This is a genomic window from Amycolatopsis anabasis (genome assembly GCF_009765355.1).
Taxonomy (GTDB): Bacteria; Actinomycetota; Actinomycetes; order Mycobacteriales; family Pseudonocardiaceae; genus Amycolatopsis; species Amycolatopsis anabasis.
Window position 1 is genome coordinate 16,581 of the sequence record NZ_VTHK01000058.1, and the last position, 19,264, is coordinate 35,844.

General features: G+C 71.8%; 16 protein-coding genes. 8 read left to right on the forward strand and 8 right to left on the reverse strand.

Features of this window, described 5'->3' with window-relative positions; genetic code table 11:
* Window positions 1–63 precede the first annotated feature (63 nt).
* Window positions 64–873, reverse strand: a complete 810-nt coding sequence (locus FXO23_RS41945) for an alpha/beta fold hydrolase (RefSeq protein WP_158892969.1) — start codon at window positions 871–873, stop codon at window positions 64–66.
* 104 nt (window positions 874–977) lie between these two features.
* Between FXO23_RS41945 and FXO23_RS41950 the strand changes: the two genes are divergently transcribed.
* A complete protein-coding gene (locus FXO23_RS41950) occupies window positions 978–2,330 on the forward strand; it encodes an aminotransferase-like domain-containing protein (RefSeq protein WP_246258347.1) in 1,353 nt (450 codons plus the stop codon).
* A 6-nt stretch (window positions 2,331–2,336) separates the two neighbouring features.
* Here FXO23_RS41950 and FXO23_RS41955 read toward each other — a convergent pair whose 3' ends face one another.
* The gene (locus tag FXO23_RS41955; RefSeq protein WP_246258348.1) at window positions 2,337–2,822 is read right to left on the reverse strand and encodes a cysteine dioxygenase family protein; all 486 of its coding nucleotides are present in this window, start codon (window positions 2,820–2,822) and stop codon (window positions 2,337–2,339) included.
* 205 nt (window positions 2,823–3,027) lie between these two features.
* Between FXO23_RS41955 and FXO23_RS41960 the strand changes: the two genes are divergently transcribed.
* Complete coding sequence (locus FXO23_RS41960) at window positions 3,028–3,921, forward strand: LysR family transcriptional regulator (protein WP_246258349.1); 894 nt, start codon at window positions 3,028–3,030, stop codon at window positions 3,919–3,921.
* Here the strand turns inward: FXO23_RS41960 and mca are convergent.
* Entirely contained in the window at window positions 3,818–4,729 is a 912-nt protein-coding gene (mca, locus tag FXO23_RS41965) for a mycothiol conjugate amidase Mca (RefSeq protein ID WP_158892975.1), read from the reverse strand. The genes FXO23_RS41960 and mca overlap by 104 nt on opposite strands.
* A 1-nt stretch (window position 4,730) precedes the next feature.
* A complete protein-coding gene (locus FXO23_RS41970) occupies window positions 4,731–6,131 on the reverse strand; it encodes a DHA2 family efflux MFS transporter permease subunit (RefSeq protein ID WP_158892977.1) in 1,401 nt (466 codons plus the stop codon).
* A gap of 110 nt (window positions 6,132–6,241) precedes the next feature.
* On the opposite strand from FXO23_RS41970, the gene FXO23_RS41975 reads away from it, so the two are divergent.
* Genes FXO23_RS41975 through FXO23_RS41985 form a run of 3 tightly spaced genes read left to right on the forward strand, consistent with a single transcriptional unit; the run spans window position 6,242 to window position 7,892 of the window.
* Window positions 6,242–6,883 (forward strand): TetR/AcrR family transcriptional regulator, encoded by a 642-nt coding sequence (locus FXO23_RS41975; protein WP_158892979.1) that lies wholly within the window; start codon window positions 6,242–6,244, stop codon window positions 6,881–6,883.
* A 14-nt stretch (window positions 6,884–6,897) separates the two neighbouring features.
* Window positions 6,898–7,641 carry a bleomycin resistance protein gene (locus FXO23_RS41980; protein WP_158892981.1) on the forward strand — a complete coding sequence of 248 codons (744 nt, stop codon included), beginning with the start codon at window positions 6,898–6,900 and terminating at the stop codon, window positions 7,639–7,641.
* Window positions 7,638–7,892, forward strand: a complete 255-nt coding sequence (locus tag FXO23_RS41985) for a glutaredoxin domain-containing protein (RefSeq protein ID WP_158892983.1) — start codon at window positions 7,638–7,640, stop codon at window positions 7,890–7,892. Before FXO23_RS41980 ends, FXO23_RS41985 begins: the two co-directional genes overlap by 4 nt.
* 54 nt (window positions 7,893–7,946) lie before the next feature.
* Here the strand turns inward: FXO23_RS41985 and FXO23_RS41990 are convergent, their stop codons facing one another.
* Window positions 7,947–8,588 carry a DUF6801 domain-containing protein gene (locus FXO23_RS41990; RefSeq protein WP_158892985.1) on the reverse strand — a complete coding sequence of 214 codons (642 nt, stop codon included), beginning with the start codon at window positions 8,586–8,588 and terminating at the stop codon, window positions 7,947–7,949.
* Between the two features lie 326 nt (window positions 8,589–8,914).
* On the opposite strand from FXO23_RS41990, the gene FXO23_RS41995 reads away from it, so the two are divergent.
* The 3 genes from FXO23_RS41995 to FXO23_RS42005 all read left to right on the forward strand — a co-directional run bounded on the left by FXO23_RS41995 (window position 8,915) and on the right by FXO23_RS42005 (window position 12,611).
* Window positions 8,915–9,856, forward strand: coding sequence for an alpha/beta fold hydrolase (locus FXO23_RS41995; protein WP_158892987.1), 942 nt, complete (start codon window positions 8,915–8,917; stop codon window positions 9,854–9,856).
* A 177-nt stretch (window positions 9,857–10,033) separates the two neighbouring features.
* Complete coding sequence (locus tag FXO23_RS42000; RefSeq protein ID WP_246258350.1) at window positions 10,034–11,362, forward strand: PucR-like N-terminal domain-containing protein; 1,329 nt, start codon at window positions 10,034–10,036, stop codon at window positions 11,360–11,362.
* Between the two features lie 7 nt (window positions 11,363–11,369).
* Window positions 11,370–12,611 carry a PucR family transcriptional regulator gene (locus FXO23_RS42005; RefSeq protein ID WP_158892991.1) on the forward strand — a complete coding sequence of 414 codons (1,242 nt, stop codon included), beginning with the start codon at window positions 11,370–11,372 and terminating at the stop codon, window positions 12,609–12,611.
* Between the two features lies 1 nt (window position 12,612).
* Here FXO23_RS42005 and FXO23_RS42010 read toward each other — a convergent pair whose 3' ends face one another.
* Genes FXO23_RS42010 through FXO23_RS42020 form a run of 3 tightly spaced genes read right to left on the reverse strand, consistent with a single transcriptional unit; the run spans window position 12,613 to window position 19,206 of the window.
* Window positions 12,613–16,194: a type I polyketide synthase gene (locus tag FXO23_RS42010; protein WP_158892993.1), complete on the reverse strand. Its 3,582-nt coding sequence runs from the start codon at window positions 16,192–16,194 to the stop codon at window positions 12,613–12,615.
* Window positions 16,191–17,969: a fatty acyl-AMP ligase gene (locus FXO23_RS42015; protein WP_158893031.1), complete on the reverse strand. Its 1,779-nt coding sequence runs from the start codon at window positions 17,967–17,969 to the stop codon at window positions 16,191–16,193. The genes FXO23_RS42010 and FXO23_RS42015 overlap by 4 nt, the downstream gene beginning before the upstream one ends.
* Window positions 17,970–17,976: 7 nt before the next feature.
* Complete coding sequence (locus tag FXO23_RS42020; RefSeq protein WP_158892995.1) at window positions 17,977–19,206, reverse strand: lipase family protein; 1,230 nt, start codon at window positions 19,204–19,206, stop codon at window positions 17,977–17,979.
* Window positions 19,207–19,264 lie beyond the last annotated feature (58 nt).

The window sequence follows — 19,264 nt, forward strand, 5'->3', positions numbered from 1 at the left end:
CCTACCGGGGGTAACCGTACGCGAGCCACTTCCGAAAATCTCTCGCACCTGCTCCATTAGAACTCACCCGATTGAGGTGAATACCCCTTCGAGGAAGCCCGCCAGAACCCGGTTGAACGCGGCGCGGCGCTCCAGGTTCGGCAGGTGCGCGGCGCCCTCGACGACCGCGAGCTTCGCTCCGGGAATCCGCTCGTGCAGGAGCCGGGCGTCCCCGACCGGGGTCAGCTCGTCGTCGCGGCCGACCACGACCAGCGCCGGCACCGCGATCCGCGGGAGCAGGCCGACGTAATCGGGCCGCTCGGCTCGTCCGCGCAACGCGGCCGCGGCGCCCTCGGGGTGCGCGCCGCGCATCATCGTCAGCACGTGGTCGGCCACCCACGGCTGGGTTCGGGCGTTTTCCGGCGAGACCATCTTGGTCAGCACCTCCTCGGCGTACCCCGCCATCCCCTCGCGCAGCAGCCGGTCGGCGGTGGCGTTGCGGACCTTCCGCCCCTCGGTGGTCTCCGCCCGCGCGAACGTGTCGGCGAGGACGAGCCCGCGGACGCGGTCGGCGAACAGCCGCTGGAATTCGAGGACGATCTGCCCGCCCATGGACAGCCCGCACAGGACGGCCCGGTCCAGTCCCAGGTGATCGAGCAGGGCGGCCAGGTCGCCGGCGAAGGTGGCCAGCGGCGTCTTACCGGGCACGACCGTGCTCTCGCCGTACCCGCGCAGGTCCGGGGCGACCACGCGCCACCCGGCCGCCGCGAAGTGCTCCAGCTGCGGTCCCCACATCGACCGGTCGAACGGGTGCCCGTGAACCAGCAGGAGCGGCGGCCCACTGCCCCGGTCGTCGTATCCGATCGTGATTTCACCGAGCGAAACCCTCGTCATCCCGCACCGCCTCCAGCATTGCTCCGCTTGACGATCCGAAACTAACCGGTGCAATATGTCGGAGCAATGAAAACATTGATCTCGGTGCAATTATGGGAGTTCGCGTGGCTGCTGCGCCCGACAAGGACTACCGGCTGATCGCGGACGAACTCGCCGGGGACATCGCGGCCGGGCGCCTGCGGCCGGGTGACCGGTTGCCGCCGCAACGCCAGTTCGCGCGGCGGCGGGGCATCGCGGGATCGACCGCCAGCCGGGTGTACGGCGAACTGGTCCGGCGCGGCCTGGCCGTGGGCGAGGTCGGTCGCGGCACCTTCATCCGGGCCGCCGAACGCCCGCCGGAACCCGCGCTCGCCGAACCCGGAGCGGCCCGGGTCGACCTCGAGCTGAACTTCTCGGTCCTCCCCGATCAACCCGACCTGGTGGCGCGCAGCCTGGCGGGATTGCTCCGACCCGACCGCCTCGGCGCCGCCCTGCTCCCGGTGAGCGTCACCGGCACCCCGGCCGCACGCGAGGCCGCCACCGCCCTGCTCACCCGCACCGGCTGGGCGCCGGATCCGGATCGGCTCCTGTTCGCCGGCAACGGCCGCCAGGCGATCGCCGCCGCCATCGCCACCCTCGTCCCGGTCGGCGAGCGGCTGGGCGTCGAGGCGCTCACCTACCCGGTGGTGAAGGGAATCGCGGCCCGCCTCGGTGTCACCCTCGTCCCGATCGCCGTGGACGAGCGCGGGCTGCTGCCCGAGGCGCTGACCGCCGCGCACCGCGCGGCCCCGCTGCGCGCGGTCTACCTCCAGCCGACGCTGCACAACCCGCTCGGCAGCACGATGCCCGAGTCGCGGCGTGCCGAACTCGCGGAAACCCTGCGCGTACTCGACCTGCCCGCGATCGAGGACACCATCTACGCCTTCCTGGACGACGCACTGCCCCCGCTGGCCGCCTTCGCACCGGAGCGGACCGTACTCGCCGACGGGCTGTCCAAACGCCTCGCGCCCGGGCTGAGCCTGGGTTTCGTCGCCCCGCCCGCGGACCTCACCGATCGCGTCGCGGCGGCCCTGCGGTCGGGCACCTGGACGGCCTCGCATTTCGCGCTCGACGCGGCGACCTGCTGGATGAGCGACGGCACCGCGAGCACGGTCCAGGACGCCAAGCGCCGGGACGCGGCGGCCCGCCAGGAGATCGTGCGCGAGCGGCTCACCGGATTCGGCATCCGCGCCGACCCGCACGCCTACCACTGCTGGTGGGAACTGCCCGAACCGTGGCGGGCCGAGACGTTCGTGGCCGCCGCGGCCCGCCGGGGCATCGCGGTGACCCCCGCGGCCGCGTTCACCGTCGGCTCGGGCCACGCGCCGAACGCCGTGCGGCTCGCGCTCGCCTCGCCCGCCCTCGACGTCCTGGCCACCGCGCTCGACCAGCTCGCCGGGCTCGCCCGTGGATTGCCGGAGGACACCGGGGTGGACTGATCCCGCTCAGGCGTCCGGATCGGGGAAGATCTCGTTCACGCTGGAGCCGAGTTCGCCGATGTCGGCGCCGTACACGTGCAGCGAAACCGCCAGGGCCGCACCCGCGTTGGTGACCTTGTGGATGTCCCGGTCCGGGGGCACCAGCCAGCAGACGTCGCCCCGCTCGTTGACCGCGGTGCCGTCCTTGACCAACCGCCGCCGTTCGTCGAACCGGTACCGGGTCTCCTCTTCCCGGCCCGCGAGCACCCCGACCACGCACCAGCACGCGTGGCTGTGCACGGGGGTGCACTGACCGGGCAGCCAGACCAGCGACACCACCGAGAACCGGCCCCGCGGGTCCACGTGGACCAGGTGCTGGCGGTAACGTTCCGGATCGGGCTCCCGGTGCTCGGGGGTGAGAACATCGTCCCGCGCGAGCAGCCCGCGCAACGCTTCCGCCGCCGCACGCGCCCGCTCATCCGGGTCACCCACCCGATCGACCAATCTTTCCATCCTGCCGACAAATCCACGCATGGCCGCCGTGAGCACGCAGAACCACCTCCGCCACGAATTGTCACGACTGGCCATAACTTTGGTCCAATAAGAAATTCACAGCGGTGCCCGAACTCTTTCTTATAGGTCACTGGCGCGACCGTTGTCGCTTTCCCGATCACGAAGTGGTAGATATTTACCAGTGCTTGAAGTCCGCCAGCTGAGGATGTTGCGAGAGATCGCCCGTGCCGGTTCCTACTCCGCCGCCGCGCGCAGTCTCGGCTACACCCAGCCCGCGGTCAGCCAGCAGATGCGGGCGCTGGAACGGGCGGTCGGCACGCCGTTGACGGTCAAGGCCGGCCGGAAGGTGGTGTTCACCGACGCGGGCCGGGAGCTGCTCCGGCATGCCGAGGTGGTGCTGCGGGACATCGCCGCCGCGGAGACCAGCCTGGCCGCGATCGCCGGCCGCCGGGCCGGCCGGGTCCGGCTGGTGGTGTTCCCCAGCGGAAGCGCGACCCTGGTGCCCCCGGCGGCCGCGGAAGTGCGTCGGCGGCATCCGGAAATCGCCCTGTCGCTGACCGAGGCCGAACCCCCGGAATCGATTGATCTGGTGCGCGCCGGAGAATGTGATATCGCCCTCGCGTTCGACTATCCGGACACCGCCGAAGAGACGAACGGACTGCTCCGGCTGCCCCTGCTTTCCGATCCGCTTATCGCCTTGTTGCCCGCCGAACACGCCCTGGCCGCGCGGCCCGCGGTGCGGCTCACCGAATTGGCGGACGAACCGTGGATCGGCGGTTGTCCGCGCTGCCAGGAATATCTGTTCACCGCGTGTTCGGCCGAAGGATTCACCCCCGATCTCGCCTTCGCCACCGACGACAACCTGGCGGTGCAGAGCCTGGTCGCCGCCGGGCTCGGCGTGGCGGTGATCCCGCAGCTCCTGCTGGCCGCGGCCCGCCACGCCGATCTGGCCACCCGCCCGGTGGAACCCGAGATGCGGCGCGCGATCTCGGCGTTCATCTGGCCGGAACTGAGCCGGGTGCCGACGATCCGGGTCGTGCTCGACGCCCTGGGCGAGGCGGCGCGATCCCCGCGAACAGATCCGCTTCCGGCAGGCTGACCTCGACCGTGCTGCGGACCAGGTGGTAGTCCTCGGTCGGCCAGATCTCGCGCTGCACGTCCAGCGGGCAGGAGAAGTTCGGCCCGTCCGGGTCGATCTGGGTGGCGTGCGCGAGCAGCGCCCGGTCCCGCACCTCGAAGTACTCCCCGCAGGGGACCCGGGTGGTCACCGGCCAGGACGGGGCGTCCGGGTCCAGTTCCGCGAGCACCTCGCCATGCGACGACGGCAGTCCGCGCGCGGTCATCCCGTCGTACATGGCCTGGAACCATTCCCGGGAGAAGGACACCAGGTAGTACAGCTTCGGCGTCTCCCAGGGCGCACCGGTTTCCGGATGGCGAGCCGGGTCGGCCGCGGCGTCGATCGCCGCCATGGTGACGCGGTGGGTCATGAGGTGGTCCGGATGCGGGTAGCCGCCGTTCTCGTCGTAGGTCACCAGCACGTGCGGCCGGAATTCGCGGATCGCGGCGACCAGCGGCCGCGCCGCCTCGGCCACCGGCTGCCGGGCGAAACACCCCTCGGGCAGGGCTTCGCCGGGCCCCGGCAACCCGGAGTCCGCGAACCCGAGAAAACGGTGGCGCACACCGAGGATCTCCCGGGCCGCGGCCATCTCGCGGCGCCGGATCGCGGGCAGGTCCCGCCGCACCTCGGGCCGGTCCAGGCGCGGGTTCAGCACATCGCCGCGTTCGCCACCGGTGCAGGTGCAGACCAGCACGTCCACGCCTTCGGCGGCGTACCGGGCCATGGTCGCGGCGCCCTTGCTCGACTCGTCGTCGGGATGGGCGTGCACGGTCATCAGGCGCAGGGTCATCTCAGTCCTTCTCGGTACGACGGGGAAAGAACAGCGCGGGCAGCACGGTCACCGCGGACAGCCCGAGCGCCCACCAGAACGTGTGGCCGTACGCGGCGGGCGCGTCCGGGGTGTGCTGGAGCTGGTTCTGCAGGATCACCGCGAGCACCGCGGTGCCGAGCGAACCGCCGACCCGGTTGAGCACGTTGAGCGCGGCCGAGGCCTTGGGCACGTCCGCGCGATCGACGCTCGCGTACACCGCGCCCATGTTCGGCCCCATGATCGAGCCGATCCCGGCACCGCGGAGCACCAGGGACGCGGTGAGCAGCCAGGCGGGCGGCGCGGAGCCGAGCTGGGTGAACGCCACGGTCCCGGCCAGGGACAGGCCGATCCCGCCGAGGATCACCGCACGCGGGGAGAACCGATCGGTCAGCCGGCCGGCGAAGGTCAGCACCACCGCGGTGCCCAGTGCCTGCGGCGCGAGCAGCAGCCCGGCCGCCAACGCGTCGGCGTGCCGGATCTGCTGGTAGTACAGCGGAAGCAGCAGCATCGAGCTGTACAGCGAGGCGCCCAGCAGGAACGAGTTCGTGGTGGCCGCGGCGAATCCGCGCCGGGCGAACAGCCGCAGATCGATCAGCGCGGCGATGCGGCCCCGCACTGCGTGCACGCCGTAGCCCAGCAGCAGCGCCACCCCGGCGAGCAGGGCGAACACGACGTGCCCGGCGCCGAATCCCCCGGTGTTGCCCGCCTCGGACAGGCCGTAGACGACCGCCGCCAGCCCCGGCGACAGCAAGCACAGGCCCAGCGTGTCCAGGCGGGCGCCCGCTTCCCGGGGGCCGTCGGCGGGCAGGACCCGGGCCGCGAGCAGCACGGTGACCACGCCGATCGGCACGTTGACGAAGAACATCCAGCGCCAGTCGAGTTCACGCACGATGAAGCCGCCGAGCACCGGGCCGACGACCGGCGCGAACGTGATCGGCACGACGAGGACGCTTATCACGCGGGTGATCCGGGACGGCCCGGCGGCCTGCGCGATCATCGCCTGGCCGATCGGTTGCATCAGGCCGCCGCCGAGGCCCTGCAGGACCCGGAACACGATCAGCGCCGGCGCCGACCAGGCCAGTCCACAGAGGACGGAGGTGGCGGTGAACACCGCGACCGAGGCGATCCACATCCTCCGGGCGCCGAAGCGCGAGATCATCCAGCCGGTCAGCGGGATCACCACCGACAGCGCCAGCAGGTAACCGGTGGAAACCCACTGGATGGTCGCCAGCGGGCTGGCGAAGTCACGGGCGACCGCGTCGATGCCGACGTTGACGATCGTCGTGTCCAGCGTGGCCAGGATGGCGCCGAGGCTCAGCACGCCACCCATGCGCAGCAGGGCCGGATCCAGCCGCCGCGCGGCGGCCGAAGGTGCGGTCATCGAGGTCTTCCTCCCAGTTGATTAGGTCGGACCTAACATTAGGTCGAACCCATCAACTAGGTCAAGTCTAAATTTATGTTCGACCTAACCAACCGTTGTAAGGTGGCCCCATGGGCAGGACATCGACGGGCTTGCGCGAACTCCGCAAGCAGCAGACCAGGGACTCGATCTCCCATGTGGCCACCCGGCTGTTCATCGAGCGCGGGTACGACGCGGTGACGATCGCCGACGTCGCGGCGGCCGCGGGGGTGGCCAAGATGACCGTGACGAACCACTTCCCGCGCAAGGAGGACCTCGTGCTGGACCTGCACGAGGAACTCGTCGCCGCCCCTTCCCGGGCGGTCGCGGAGCGCGAGCCGGGTGAATCCGCGCTGACCGCCCTGCGGCGCTGGTACCTCGCACGGCTCGACGAGCGGGACGCCCTGCTCGGCTTCTCCGGCCCCGAGTTCGTGCGCACCATCGCCGACAGCCCGGCCCTGCTGGGCCGGATCCGCGAAATCCACGAACACCTGGAACAGGCCCTGGCCGAGACCCTCGCCGAGGCCGCCGGGGTCCCGGTGGACGACATCGAGCCCCGCGTGGTGGCCGGACAGCTGACCGCGACGCTGCGCGTCCTGTTCCACGAGGTGTTCCGGCGGACGCTCGCGGGCGAGGACAACCCGGCGATCGCCGCCGGGCTGCGGGATTCCGCCACCGCCGCGTTCGATTTGCTCGAACCGTCGCTCGGGGCCTACCCGGGCACTCAAACTTGAGTACACTCGGCCGGGTGACCGAGACCACGATCCCGATCCTCCCCTGCCTGTCCATCGACGAGACGCTGACCTTCTACCAGGCGCTGGGCTTCGAAGTGACCTACCGCCAGGCTCGGCCGAACACCTATGCCGCCGTGCGACGCGGCGGCATCGAACTGCAGTTCTTCGTGCTCAAGCAGCTGGACCCGACCGCCAACTGGAGCACCTGCTACGTGAAGACCGACGACGTGGACACGCTCTACCGCGATTTCACCGAAGGGTTGCGCGCGTTGCTCGGCAAGCTCCCCGCCCGCGGGGTGCCGCGCGTCAACCCGGTGAAGGATCTGCGCTCGGGAATGCGCCAGTTCGTCGTGGTCGACCCCGGCGGGAACTACGTGCGGATCGGCCAGCAGATCGGCGAACTGAACAACGGGCTCGCGGACGTCCGCTCCGCCGACCAACCCAAACTGGCCCGCGTACTGGAAACCGCGACCATCTTCGCCGACTCCCACGACGATCCGGCGGCCGCCGCCCGGCTGCTGGACCGGGCGCTGGCCGAACCCGGTCCCGCTCCGGACGACCTCCGGCTCCGGGCACTGGTGCTGCGCGCCGACGTCGCGGTCCGGCTGGGCGAGGACGGGCAGGCCCGCGCGTTCCTCGACCAGGCCGGGAAGATCCCGCTGGGCGAGGCGGATTCCGCCGCGCTTTCCGATGAGCGGCGCCGGATTCGCGATCTCGAAGACCTGATCGCGGGCGGCGGGGTAGATTCGCGATCATGACCGACTCCGCACCCGAGCAGCTGACCGTGTACGGGGCAGACTGGTGCCCCGACGTGAAGCGAAGCCGAGCCCTGCTCGACCGGGAGGGCATCGGCTACCGCTACGTCGACGTCGAACAGGACGAGCAGGCCGAAGCTCTGGTGCGCCGCCTGCAGGACGGCGAGCGCCGCATCCCCACGCTGGTGTGGCCGGACGGCACGCAGCTGGTCGAACCGAGCGACGAAGAGCTGACCGCGCACCTGGAACGCTGAACGGCCGGACACCCCGCGCGGGGTGTCCGGCCACTGTGGACGGTATGGAACGGCTCAGCTGACCGGGATCGTCGCCAGCGCGGTGTCCTGGCCCTCATCCTGGGTGCAGTTCAGCGGGAAGGTGCCGAGGTCGGTCGGCTGCCCGTTGGCGTCCTTCGGGGTGACCTTCTGCGCGACGAACTTCTTGCCGATCGCGAAGGACACCGAACCCGGGCTCTTCACGGTGAGGCCCGGGATCGGCCCGAAGATGGAAAACGGCGTGTCGCCGCTGTCCGGCACCGGAACCTGCGGCATGTTCAACCCGTTCAGGGTCACGCCGAGCTCGGTGTCGTTGATCTTCACGTCGACATCGGTGGACACGTCGGTGGCCTCGACGGTCTTGGCGCCGATCAGCTGCATCGCGCTCGTGATGTCGGCATCGAGCTTGCCGTCCACCTTGAGATCGGTGACCTGGATGACCTCGCCGACCTTCCCGGAGTCCGGGAAGTTGAGCGAGACGTCGACGGGTACCTTCTTGACGCCCACCAGCGGGAACTCACAGGAGAAGGTGACCGACTTCGTCACCGGTCCGGCGATCGCGGGTGCGTCCGCGGATGCCGTCCCGGCAGCGACCGCCGCACCGGTGAGCGACAGCAATCCGGCCGTCACGACCACCGCGGCACTGCGGGTTCTCAACGAATACGAACGCAGGGACATCGATCTCTCCTCAATTTGATCGATATGATTGAATGCGGGCAGGGTCGGCGATCGCAGGAAAAGAATCTTTTGGAAAGACCCCTGGAAGAACGCGGCCGAGACACCCGACTGCCCAGTAGGTTACTAACATGTGAAGCGGTTCGCAAGGCGCAGACCAGCAGTTTTCCCGGCAGTTTCGGGCCTCCGGAGAAGTTGTCACATCCGGACGACTTCCCCTGGCCGGCACTGTGCCGTACGTGATTGTTTTCATTCTTCCGAGTGCCCGGCTTTCCCGAATGCCCCGAACTTGGGTTAGCTTTTTCGGGTCACCCCTGGAAAGGATTGCCATGACACTGATTGCCCGGGACGTCGTGCTGCACGGGCACACCATCCGATTCTGGGAGTACGTCCCGGAACCCGCGGCCGCCGGGGCCGCGGAGCTGGACGCCGACGTGGTGGTGCTACTGCACGGCATCGCCGGCAGCGGGCGGACCTGGAAACCGGTCCTGGACGAACTGGAGCGCCGGAAGTTCCCCCGTCGCGTCCTGGTGCCCGATCTGCTCGGCCACGGCGAATCCGCCAAACCCCGCGGTGACTACGGGCTGGGCAGCTTCGCCAGCGGGATCCGCGATCTGCTGGCGCTGGAGGGCCACTCGCACGCGACGCTCGTCGGCCACTCCCTCGGCGGCGGGGTCGCGATGCAGTTCGCCTACCAGTTCCCGGAGATGACCGGCCGGCTGGTGCTGGTGGACAGCGGCGGGCTCGGCCCGGAGGTCACCTTCGTGCTGCGCGCCACCGCGCTGCCCGGCACCAAACCGACGCTGGCCCTGCTGGTCAACCGGTTGACCCACGCGGCGGCCCGCGGGCTCGCGTCGATCGGCCGTGCCCTCGGCGGCCGCCTGTCCGCCGAGACCCGCGAACTGGGGTTCCACCTGTGGTCCCTGGCCGATCCGGGACGGCGGACCGCGTTCGTCAACACCGCACGCGGAGTCATCGACCTGCGCGGGCAGCGGGCCACCGCGCTCGACCGGCTGTACCTGGCGGAGAACGCGCCGACGCTCGTCGTCTGGGGTGCGAAGGACTGGATCATCCCGGTCCGGCACGCGCACCGGGCGGCCGAGCTGATGCCGGGCAGCCGGCTGGAGATCTTCGAAACGGCACGGCACTTCCCGCACGCGGCCGACCCCGCGCGGTTCGCCGACACGCTCACCACGTTCCTGGCCGAAACCAAACCGGCCCGGCTGAAGCTCGAGGAGGTCGCCGAACGCCTCCGCGCGGAAATCGCCTGATCGTACGAATGCGATTGTCATGCCGAGACGAGTGGAAGTTCCGGAAAATATCACTTCCGGTCGACCGCGCGACTATCGGTTGACACCCCGCGCGACCCGAATTTACGTTCCATAGAGCCGCAAATCTCGTTGGCTTCAATGCGGAAGATGCCGGTTTCGCGGCGGACAGAGGTAACCATGATGGCCAGGCCGGACACGGTGAACGCGATCGATCCGAGAACGAGTGCACGACAGTTGTGTGAACTGGACATTCCCGATTTCCTGTGGTCACCGGGTGGCGCCTCGGCGGGGCGGAACTCCTCGCCGGAGGGACCGGCCGGAATCGGGCGGGCGAGCCGCCTGTGGTCCTCGCTGCCGCGCGAACTCGCCGACCAGTTCCGGCCCTACGCCGACACCATGGCCCGGGCGATCGTCGAGGAGATCCAGCGGGTGGTGCCCGAATACGCCCAGCCGCTGGAGGGCCCGCTCGGCGAGGTGCTCGTGCACGGCACCGAGCAGGCGATCCTGCACTGCCTGGAGAACGTCGGCGATCCCACGGTGCCGCAAGAGAACTGGATGAGCATCTACCGCAACATCGGCAAACTGGAGTTCGGCGAGGGCCGCAGCCTCGACCAGTTGCAGACGGCCTACCGGGTGGGCGGCCGGGTCGCCTGGCGGCACATCGCCGAGGTCGGTCAGGCGCTCGGCGGCAGCGCGGACTCGCTGTGCGTGGCCGCCGAGGCGATTTTCGCCTACGTGGACGAGATTTCCGCGCTGTCCATCGAGGGGTACACGGCCGCGCAGGCCCAGGCGGCGGGCGCGATGGCCCGGCGGCGACGGCGGCTGCTCGAACTGATCCTCGCCGATCCGCCCGCTTCCCCGCAGGCGATCGCCAGCCTGGCCGCGGCCGCCCGGTGGAAGCGGCCGAACCAGGTCACCGCGGTGGCGCTGGCGTCGGGTTCCGAACAGGCCGAATGCCCGCAGCTGACCCTGGACAGCGAGGTGCTCGTCGACCTCGAGGGTCCCGCGCCCTGCCTGCTCACCGCCGATCCGGACCGGCACCTGGCGGATTTGCGGCCGCAGCTGAACGGCTGGCTCGCGGCCGTCGGCCCGAGCGTGAAACTCAGCGACGCGGCGGTCTCCCTGCGATGGGCGCGGCGGTCGCTGGCCCTGATGCGGCGCGGGGTCATCGCATGCGGACCGGTCGCCTACGCCACCGATCACCTGTCCACGCTGTGGCTGCTGACCGACGAGTTCCTGATCAAGGAACTGAGCGAGCGCAGCCTGGCGCCGTTCCGCGACCTCACCCCGAAACAGCGCGCGCGGCTCGGCGAAACGCTGCTGGTCTGGCTCCAGTCCCGGGGCAGCGCCCCGGAAATCGCCGAGAAGCTGAAGGTGCACCCGCAGACCGTGCGCTACCGGATGCACCGGCTGGAGGAATTGTTCGGCGATCGCCTGAACAACGCCGACGACCGGATGAACATGGAGATCGCCTTGCGCGCGCAGCGGCTCATGCGAACGGACTGAGCCGGCGATGAGCGTACGAGCGACCTTCGATTCGCTGCTGGCGCCCGCCGGTCCGGGCACGGACGACGGCCGGCTGGTGCAGCTGTGGTCGTTGCTGCCGCGCGAACTGGCCGCGGTGCTGCGGCCGGGGGTCGCCGACGTCACCGACGAGATCCTGCGCGAGATCCGCGAGGCGATCCCCGAGTACGCGGCGCCCGATCCGGGTCCGTGCGGCGCCCGGGTCAGCGATGTCATCCAGCAGGCCGTTCTCCGGTTTCTCGACCGGTTGGAGGGCCGGGAATCCTCGCGCGACGAACGCGGGCAGATCTTCCGCGACCTGGGCCGCCGCGAGATGCGGCTGGGCCGGAGCGTGGACACCCTGCAGGCCGCGTACCGGGTGGGCGCGCGGGTCGCGTGGCGCCGGATGTCGGCGGTGGGCACCGCGGCCGGGGTGTCGGCGTCGACGCTGTGCCTGCTGGCCGAAGCGGTGTTCGCCTACATCGACGAACTTTCCGCGCTGTCGGTCCACGGGCACGCGACGGCGCAGGCGAGTGCCGCCGGGGCCCGCCAGCGGCGGCGGCGCGCGTTGATGTCGCTGCTGCTTTCGCATCCGCCCGCCCCGGCGCATTCGATCGCGGAACTGGCCGCCGCGGCGCAGTGGACGGCGCCGGAGCACGTGGTCGCGATCGCCCTCGAACCACTCGCGGATCTGCACGAGACCCCGGCGCCGCCGGTGGCCGACGACGTGCTGGTGGATCTGGAGGGCGACGCGCCCTGCCTGCTGCTCCCCGGCTCCGCGCGGCCGGTCGCCGCGTTACCCGGCTGGCGGGCGGCGGCGGGGCCGCGGGTGCCCCTCGCCGAGGCCGCGCGTTCGCTGCGGCGGGCCCGGCAGACCCTGCGCCTGGTGCGGACCGGGCTGCTGCCGGACACCCCGGTCACCCGGGCCGACGATCACCTCTTCGACCTCTGGCTCGCGGGCGCCCCGCTGCTGGTCGCCGAACTCGCGAAGCGCGTGCTCGCCCCGCTGGACAACCTCACCGGGAAACAGCGCGACCGCTTCGCCGACACCCTGCTCGCCTGGCTGGAGACCCGGGGCAACGTCCGGGAAGTCGCCGAACGGCTGTCGATCCACCCGCAGACCGTGCGCTCCCGGGCCCAGGAACTCGACGCGCTCTTCGGCGCGAGCCTCACCGATCCCGATCGCCGCTTCGAAATGGTCCTCGCCCTGCGCGCCACCCGCGCCCTCGCCCGCGCCGAAGATCCCGAATAGCTCAGCCCGGCAGGTCGCTGAAGAACGGGCGGGCCGGGAGGGCGCGTGCCGGATCGAGGCGGGCAACGCCGGTGGCGACCCGCCCGCTCGCCAGCACCGCCTCGAGCGCCTTGACTCCTTCGGCGGGCGTCAGCACGGCGTCGCCACCGGTTTCTCCCCACGGGCCCCAGTTGACGGTGGCCGCGGGCAGGCCGCGGCCCCGGCGCCAGCGCACGAGCGCGTCCAGCCAGGCGTTCGCGGTGGCGTGCGCGGTCTGCCCGCGGCCACCGAACATCGCCGCGGCGGACGAAAACGCCAGCCACCAGTCCAGCTCCAGTTCGACGGTGGCCTCGTGCAACCGCCATCCGCCGAGCACCTTCGGCCGCCAGACCCGTGCCAGTTCCCGGGTGCCGACGTCGATCGCCGGCCGGTCGCCGCGCACCCCCGCCGCGTGCACGACCCCGCGCACCGCGACCCCGTCCGCCCGGGCCACCTCGATCAGCCGTTCGGCGACACCGCGTTCGGCCACGTCCCCGCGCACCACCCGCACGTCGGCGCCCAGCGCGCGGATCGCGAACAACGCCGATCCGGCGTCCCTCTCCGGTGCCGATCGTCCACAAAGGACGATCCGCCGGGCCCCGTGCTCGGCCAGCCAGCGCGCGGTGGCCAGCCCGAGCCGGCCGAGCCCGCCGGAGATCACGTACGCCCCGTCGCGGACCACCGGCGCCGCGGCCGGGACCGGTTCCACCCGCGCCAGCCGCGCGACGAACCGGGCGCCCCGCCGCCACGCGACCTCGTCGTCGGGCAGCCCGGCGCACAGTTCGCGGACCAGAGCGTCCACACCGGACACTTCGTCCAGTTCGACCAGCGTGGCGTGCAACTCCGGGTGTTCGCACGCCAGGACGCGCACCAGTCCGCGCAGGAACGCGAGCCCGGGCGCACCCGCCTCCCCGGCGCGCACGACCGCGCCGGGCGCGGTGGCCAGGTAGAGCCGGGGCGGCACGCTCGCCGCCTCGACCAGCCGCCGCACGAGATCGGTGATCGTGCACAGCAGGCGCCGCGCGAGGTCCGGCAGTTCGTACTCCAGCGCCGAGCCGATCAGCAGGACGACCCCGGCGCGCGGTTCGCCGAGCACCGCGGGCAGTTCGCCGAGTTCGTCGTGCGGCAGGGCGAACGCCCGGTCGCCGACCGCGGCCAGCGCGTGCGCGAACGAGACGGATCGGGCCAGGCTGTCCGGATCGCCGTCGGTCAGCAGCAGCCAGCTCCGGGCGCCCCGGGGCACGTCGGCCGGGGTCTCGGCCTGTTCCCAGCGGATCTCGAAGTTCGTGCCGGACCGGGGAACCGGCTCGACGGCCGTGCGCCGCCACGGCGGTGGCGGCAGTTCGAGCACCGGCGCGTCCGGATAGCGCAGGGCCAGCGCGCCGGGCTGGCCGCTGACGTGCAACTCGGCCAGGCTGACCAGGAAATCGTGCTGCCGCGCGGTGTCCCGGGTCGAGCTGGGCAGCGTGACCACGTCCGCGATCCCGGCCGCGGCGGCGACCTTTTCGACCACGTCGAGGGCGATCGGATGCGGCGAGACCTCGACGAAGGTCCGGTGCCCGTCGGCCAGGACCGCGGCGACCGCGTCGGTGAACCACCCGGTCGCCCGCGACTCGTCCGGCACCTCGCCGGCCAGGACGATCCGCAGCCCGTCCACGGGCTCCAGCGCGCCGGTCACGACCGCCGCGGTGACCTCGCCCATCGCGTGCCCGACCACCGCGGCCGGTTCGACCCCGTGCGCGCGCCACAGTCCGGCGAGCGCGAGCTGCATGCCGAACAGGACCGGCCGGACCAGCGCGGGATCGGCCGGCTCGTGGGCGTCGCGAAGCCGCTTGCGCAGGGAGAACCCCGCGGTGGCCAGGAAAAGCGGTTCGAGTTCCTCGACGGCCAGGCGGAAGTCCGGTTCCTCGGTGAGCAGGCATCGGCCCATCGCCGGCCACTGCGAACCGACTCCGGAGAACACGAACACCGGCCCCGCTCCTCCGCCCGCCCGGCCGGTCCGCGTGGCCGGGCCGGGCTCGCCGTTCGCCAGGGCGCGCAGCTTGCCGATCAGCTCCTTCCGGCCGGAAGCCACCACCGCGGCGCGGACCGGGAGCTGGTCGCGCCGCCGCACCAGCGCCGCGGCGAGTTCGCGCGGCGGCACCTCCCGGGCGGCCGGGGTGGCGAGCCAGCCGGCGAGGTCGGCCGCCCGGCGGCGCAACACGTCTTCGGTCCGCGCGGACAACGCGAACACGTGCCGGTGCGCGCCCCAGCGCGAGGTGCGAAGAGTGGGCGCAAGGGGCCGCGCCCACTCTTCGAGGACCACATGCGCGTCCGTGCCGTCGGAACCGAACGCGGACACCCCCGCGCGGGCGGTGCCCGAGTACCGCGGCCAGTGCGCGGCGGCGGCCACCACGCGCAGCCCGCAGCGGTCGAAGTCGAACCGCGGATCGGATTCGGTGAAGCGCGGGCTGGCCGGAATCCGCCGGTGCGCCAGGGCGAGCACGGTCTTGATCAGCCCGGCGATCCCGGCCGCGCATCCGAGGTGCCCCAGGTTGGTCCGCACCGAGCCGAGCAGCAACGGCCGCCGCCGGTCCCGGCCGCGCCCGAGGACCTCGGCGAGCGCATACGCCTCGACCGGGTCACCGGCCCCGTGCGCCTCCACGTAGTCCACAGTGGACGGATGACAGTCGGCGGCGGCGCAGGCGTCGGCCAGCACCTGTTCCCGCGTTTCCGGATCGGGGGTGGTCATCCCGTTCGAGTTGATCGCCGAACCGCGCAGGAGCGCCAGGATCCGGTCGCCGTCCCGTCGCGCGCCGGCGAGCGGTTTGAGCAGCACGATCCCGCATCCCGCACCGCGCGACCCCGCCAGGTCGATTCCGCCCGCGATCGCGAGTTCGGTGTCTCCGGTCCGCAGGGCGTGGACGGCCTGGTGCACGGCGACCAGGGACGACGAGCACCCGGTGTCCACCACCAGGCCGGGGCCGAGCACGCCGAGCCGGTCGGAAAGCCGGTTGGCCAGCACCGAGTCCGCCGACGCCCCGACGAAGACACCGGTCCGGCCGCCGCGCAGCGAACCGGGCGGGATGCCGGCGTGTTCCAGGGCGGCCCAGGCGACTTCCAGCAGGATGCGTTCCCGGGGATCCATCGCGGCGGCCTCGTGGGCGGCGATCCCGAAGAACGCCGCGTCGAAACCCGTGACGTCGGGGAAACCGGCGGCCTCCTCGCCCCGGTCGAGCAGGCGCCACAGCGCGGCCGGGGATTCGATGCCGCCCGGCAGGCGGCACCCGATCCCGACGACCGCCACCGGTTCGCCCGGCTCCACCGGCGAGACGCGCCCGGCCTCCCCGGCGAGCGCGGCGGCCAGCGACTCGATCGTCGGGTGCTCCCAGAGCAGCCCGACCGGCAGCGCGCGGCCCGCGGATTCCCCGGCTTCGATCGCGACCACCACCGCGTCCCGGGAGGACATCCCGAGTTCGCGGATCGGCACGTCCGGCGCGATGTGTTCGGGCGCCAGCCCGGTGAGTTCGGCGATCCGGGCGGTGAGGCGGCGCCGTAGCCGCGCCGCTTCGTCGGACTCGCTCATCCGGGAACGCCGGGGAGGAAAGCGCCCGCGGCGTAGCGTTCCCGGCACTCGGCGCGGGCCACCTTGCCGCTGGTCGTCCGGGGCACCCCGCCGGGCGGCAGCAGGAGCACGTCGAGCAGGGCGAGCCCGTGTTCGGCGGAAACCGCCTGCCGCACGGCGAGTTCGGCCTCGGTGCGATCGGCGGCCGCGGTGCCCGCCCAGCCCGCGAGTTCGGCCACGACGACCGCCTTCTCCCCGTCCTCGGCGGGCACCGCGAAGCAGGCCACCACATGCGGTTTGATCGCCGAATGCGCCCGCTCGACGGTCGCCTCGACATCCTGCGGGTAGTGGTTGCGTCCGTCCACGATGACCAGATCCTTGATCCGGCCGGTCACGTACAACTCGCTGTCGGCGAGCACACCGAGATCGCCGGTGCGCAGCCACCAGCGCGGTTCGCTTTCCTCGTCGGCGTTCTCGATCAGGGCGCAGAAGGTGTCCGCGGACAGGCCCGGCCGCCGCCAGTAGCCGCGCCCGACATTGGGGCCGCTGACCCAGATCTCCCCCACCCGCCCGGATTCGAGCTCCCGCCGCGTCTCCGGGTCGACGACTCGCACGTGCTGCCCCACCGGGAAACCGCAGGACACCAGCGTGGTGGTGCTCGCCTCGCCGGGCGGCGCCGGGACCGCCTCGCCCAGGGCGAGCTGCGCCCGGTAGAAGGTGGCCTTCCGCGGCGCGACCCCGGACGGGGAAGCCGAAACGAACACGGTGGCCTCGGCGAGCCCGTATGAGGACCGGTGGCTCTGCGGTTTCAGGCCGCAGTCGGCGAACGCCCGCTGGAACCGGTGCACGGTCGTGGGCCGGACCGGTTCGCCGCCGTTGATCAGCGCGGTGACCTGGTCCAGTTTCAGCAACGCCTTCTCCCGGTTGCCGACGCGTGCCGCGCACAGCCCGTAGGCGAAACTCGGGGCGGCGCTGATCGCCCCGGGATGGGCCGACAGCGCCCGCAGCCAGCGCACCGGTTGCTCCAGGAACGCCAGCGGATCCATGAGCACCACCGGGATCCCGATCGTGACCGGCGCGGCGATCGCCAGCACCAGGCCCATGTCGTGGAACAGCGGCAGCCAGCTCACCGCGACCGACCGGTCCGGCGCGGCCCCGTAGGCGTACGCGGCCTGCCGGGCGTTGGCCAGCACGTTCGCGTGCGTGACCATCACACCGGCCGGGGACCGCGTCGAACCGGAGGTGTACTGCAGGTAGGCCAGATCCTCCGGGCCGCACGGCGGCGGGACGAAACCGGTGCCCGCCTCGTTCGGCACGGCGTCGACCGCCACCACCTGCCGCACGCGCGGCTGGCGACCGGAGAGGAAGGTCCGGACGTGCATCAGGACGTCCCGGGTGGTCAGCACGACGCTCGGCACGGCGTCGGCGATCAGGGACGCGATGCCTTCGGCCCGGCCGAAGGCTCCCGGTACGAAGAGCGGGACGGCGACCAGCCCGGCGCGCAGCGCGGCGAGGAACGCGACGATGTAGTCGACGTTCTGCCGGGCGAGGATCGCCGCGCGCTCGCCGGGCTGGGTGGTCCGGCTCAGCCACGCGGCGACCGCGGTGACCCGGGCGTCGAGTTCGCGCCAGGTCAGCGTGTTCGCGACGCCTTCGGGGTTGAACCGGTAGTCCAGATGCGTGACCGCGATCTGGTCGCCGCGGATCCGGGCCCACTCCGTGAGCAACCCGGACAGGTTCCGCGCGCCCTCGGCCTCCGCCCGGTGAGCCGAGGTGCCCTCGGAACTCGCCAGCATCATCGGCTCAGAACTGTCCGCAGTTACCGCTCGCGGGCTTACCGGCGAACCGGTCGGCGAGCCAGTTGGCGGAGTTGCCGCCGGCGCCCATCATGCCCAGGACGTGCGAGCCCACCGGGATGACCGAGGGGATGTCCTTGAACTGGACGTTGGCGCCCTTGCCGCACCAGTCCTTGGCCAGCTGCCTGCCCTGCGGGGCGGGCACGATGTCGTCGTTCGGGGCGTGCTCGACCAGCACCGGCGCGGCCGGTTTGCGGTTGCCCACCTTCATGTCCTCGACCACGGCCCGGAACGGCGGCTCGTTGAGGTAGGCCGAAACCGGGCGGCCGTCCTTGGTGAGGGTGCTGGACTGCTTGAAGGCGTACTTGAACACCGCGTCCATCGTGCAGGTCTTGCGGGCCTCCTCGAAGAGTTGCCTGCCCTGCTCGTTGGCCAGGTCGAGGATCTTGGTCTCCGGGTAGGCCGCGTTGATGCCGATCAGCGCGTACCCGAGGAAGCCGACCGCGTAGCCCCCGTCCAGGGACTTGGCGAGCACGGCCTTGTCGGCGGGCGCGGCGCCGGCGTAGGCGCCCTTCACGTCGAGTTCGGGCGCGTACTCCGGGGCGAGTTCCACCGCCGAGGCCGACGCGCCGCCGCCTTCGGAGTAACCGGTGATGCCCACCGGGCCGTTGGCGGGCAGTCCGGAGCCGGGCAGGCGCTGCGCCGCGCGCACCACGTCCAGCACCGCGTGGGCCTCGGCGGCCCGGACCACGTACGTGTGCTCGCCGGGGGTGCCCAGGCCCTGGTAGTCGGTCTGGGCGACAGCGATTCCCTTCTCCAGCAAGGGATTGATGAATCCACTCTGGAAACCGGAGGCGAGGTCGGGGCTGCCCGAACCGGCGAGGGTCTTGGACACCGCGCACTGGTCGCCCATCCCCGCGGTGAACGGGGCGTAGGCGACGATCGGCTGGGGGCCGGGGCCGGTCCAGGGCTTGGTCGGCACCAGAACCGTGCCGGTGACCGGAATCGGCTGGTTCTTCGCGTCCCGGGTCAAGTACATGATCCGGGTCGCCTTGGCGTTGTTCACATTCGAGGGCTGCGACTTGATGACGTCGCCGTCGCGGCCCGCGGGGAGCGGGGAGGGCGGGGTGTAGAAAGCCTCGTCGGCGGAGGCGGGGGACGAGCCGACGGTCAGCACCGCCAGAGTGGTGGCCGACACGAGGGCTGCCGCGAGCGCGCGGCGGACCGGGATCGACATTCTCTTACTCCTCATCGACAGGTGCCTGGACCGCTCCGGCGGGCGATCGGTTCGCCGA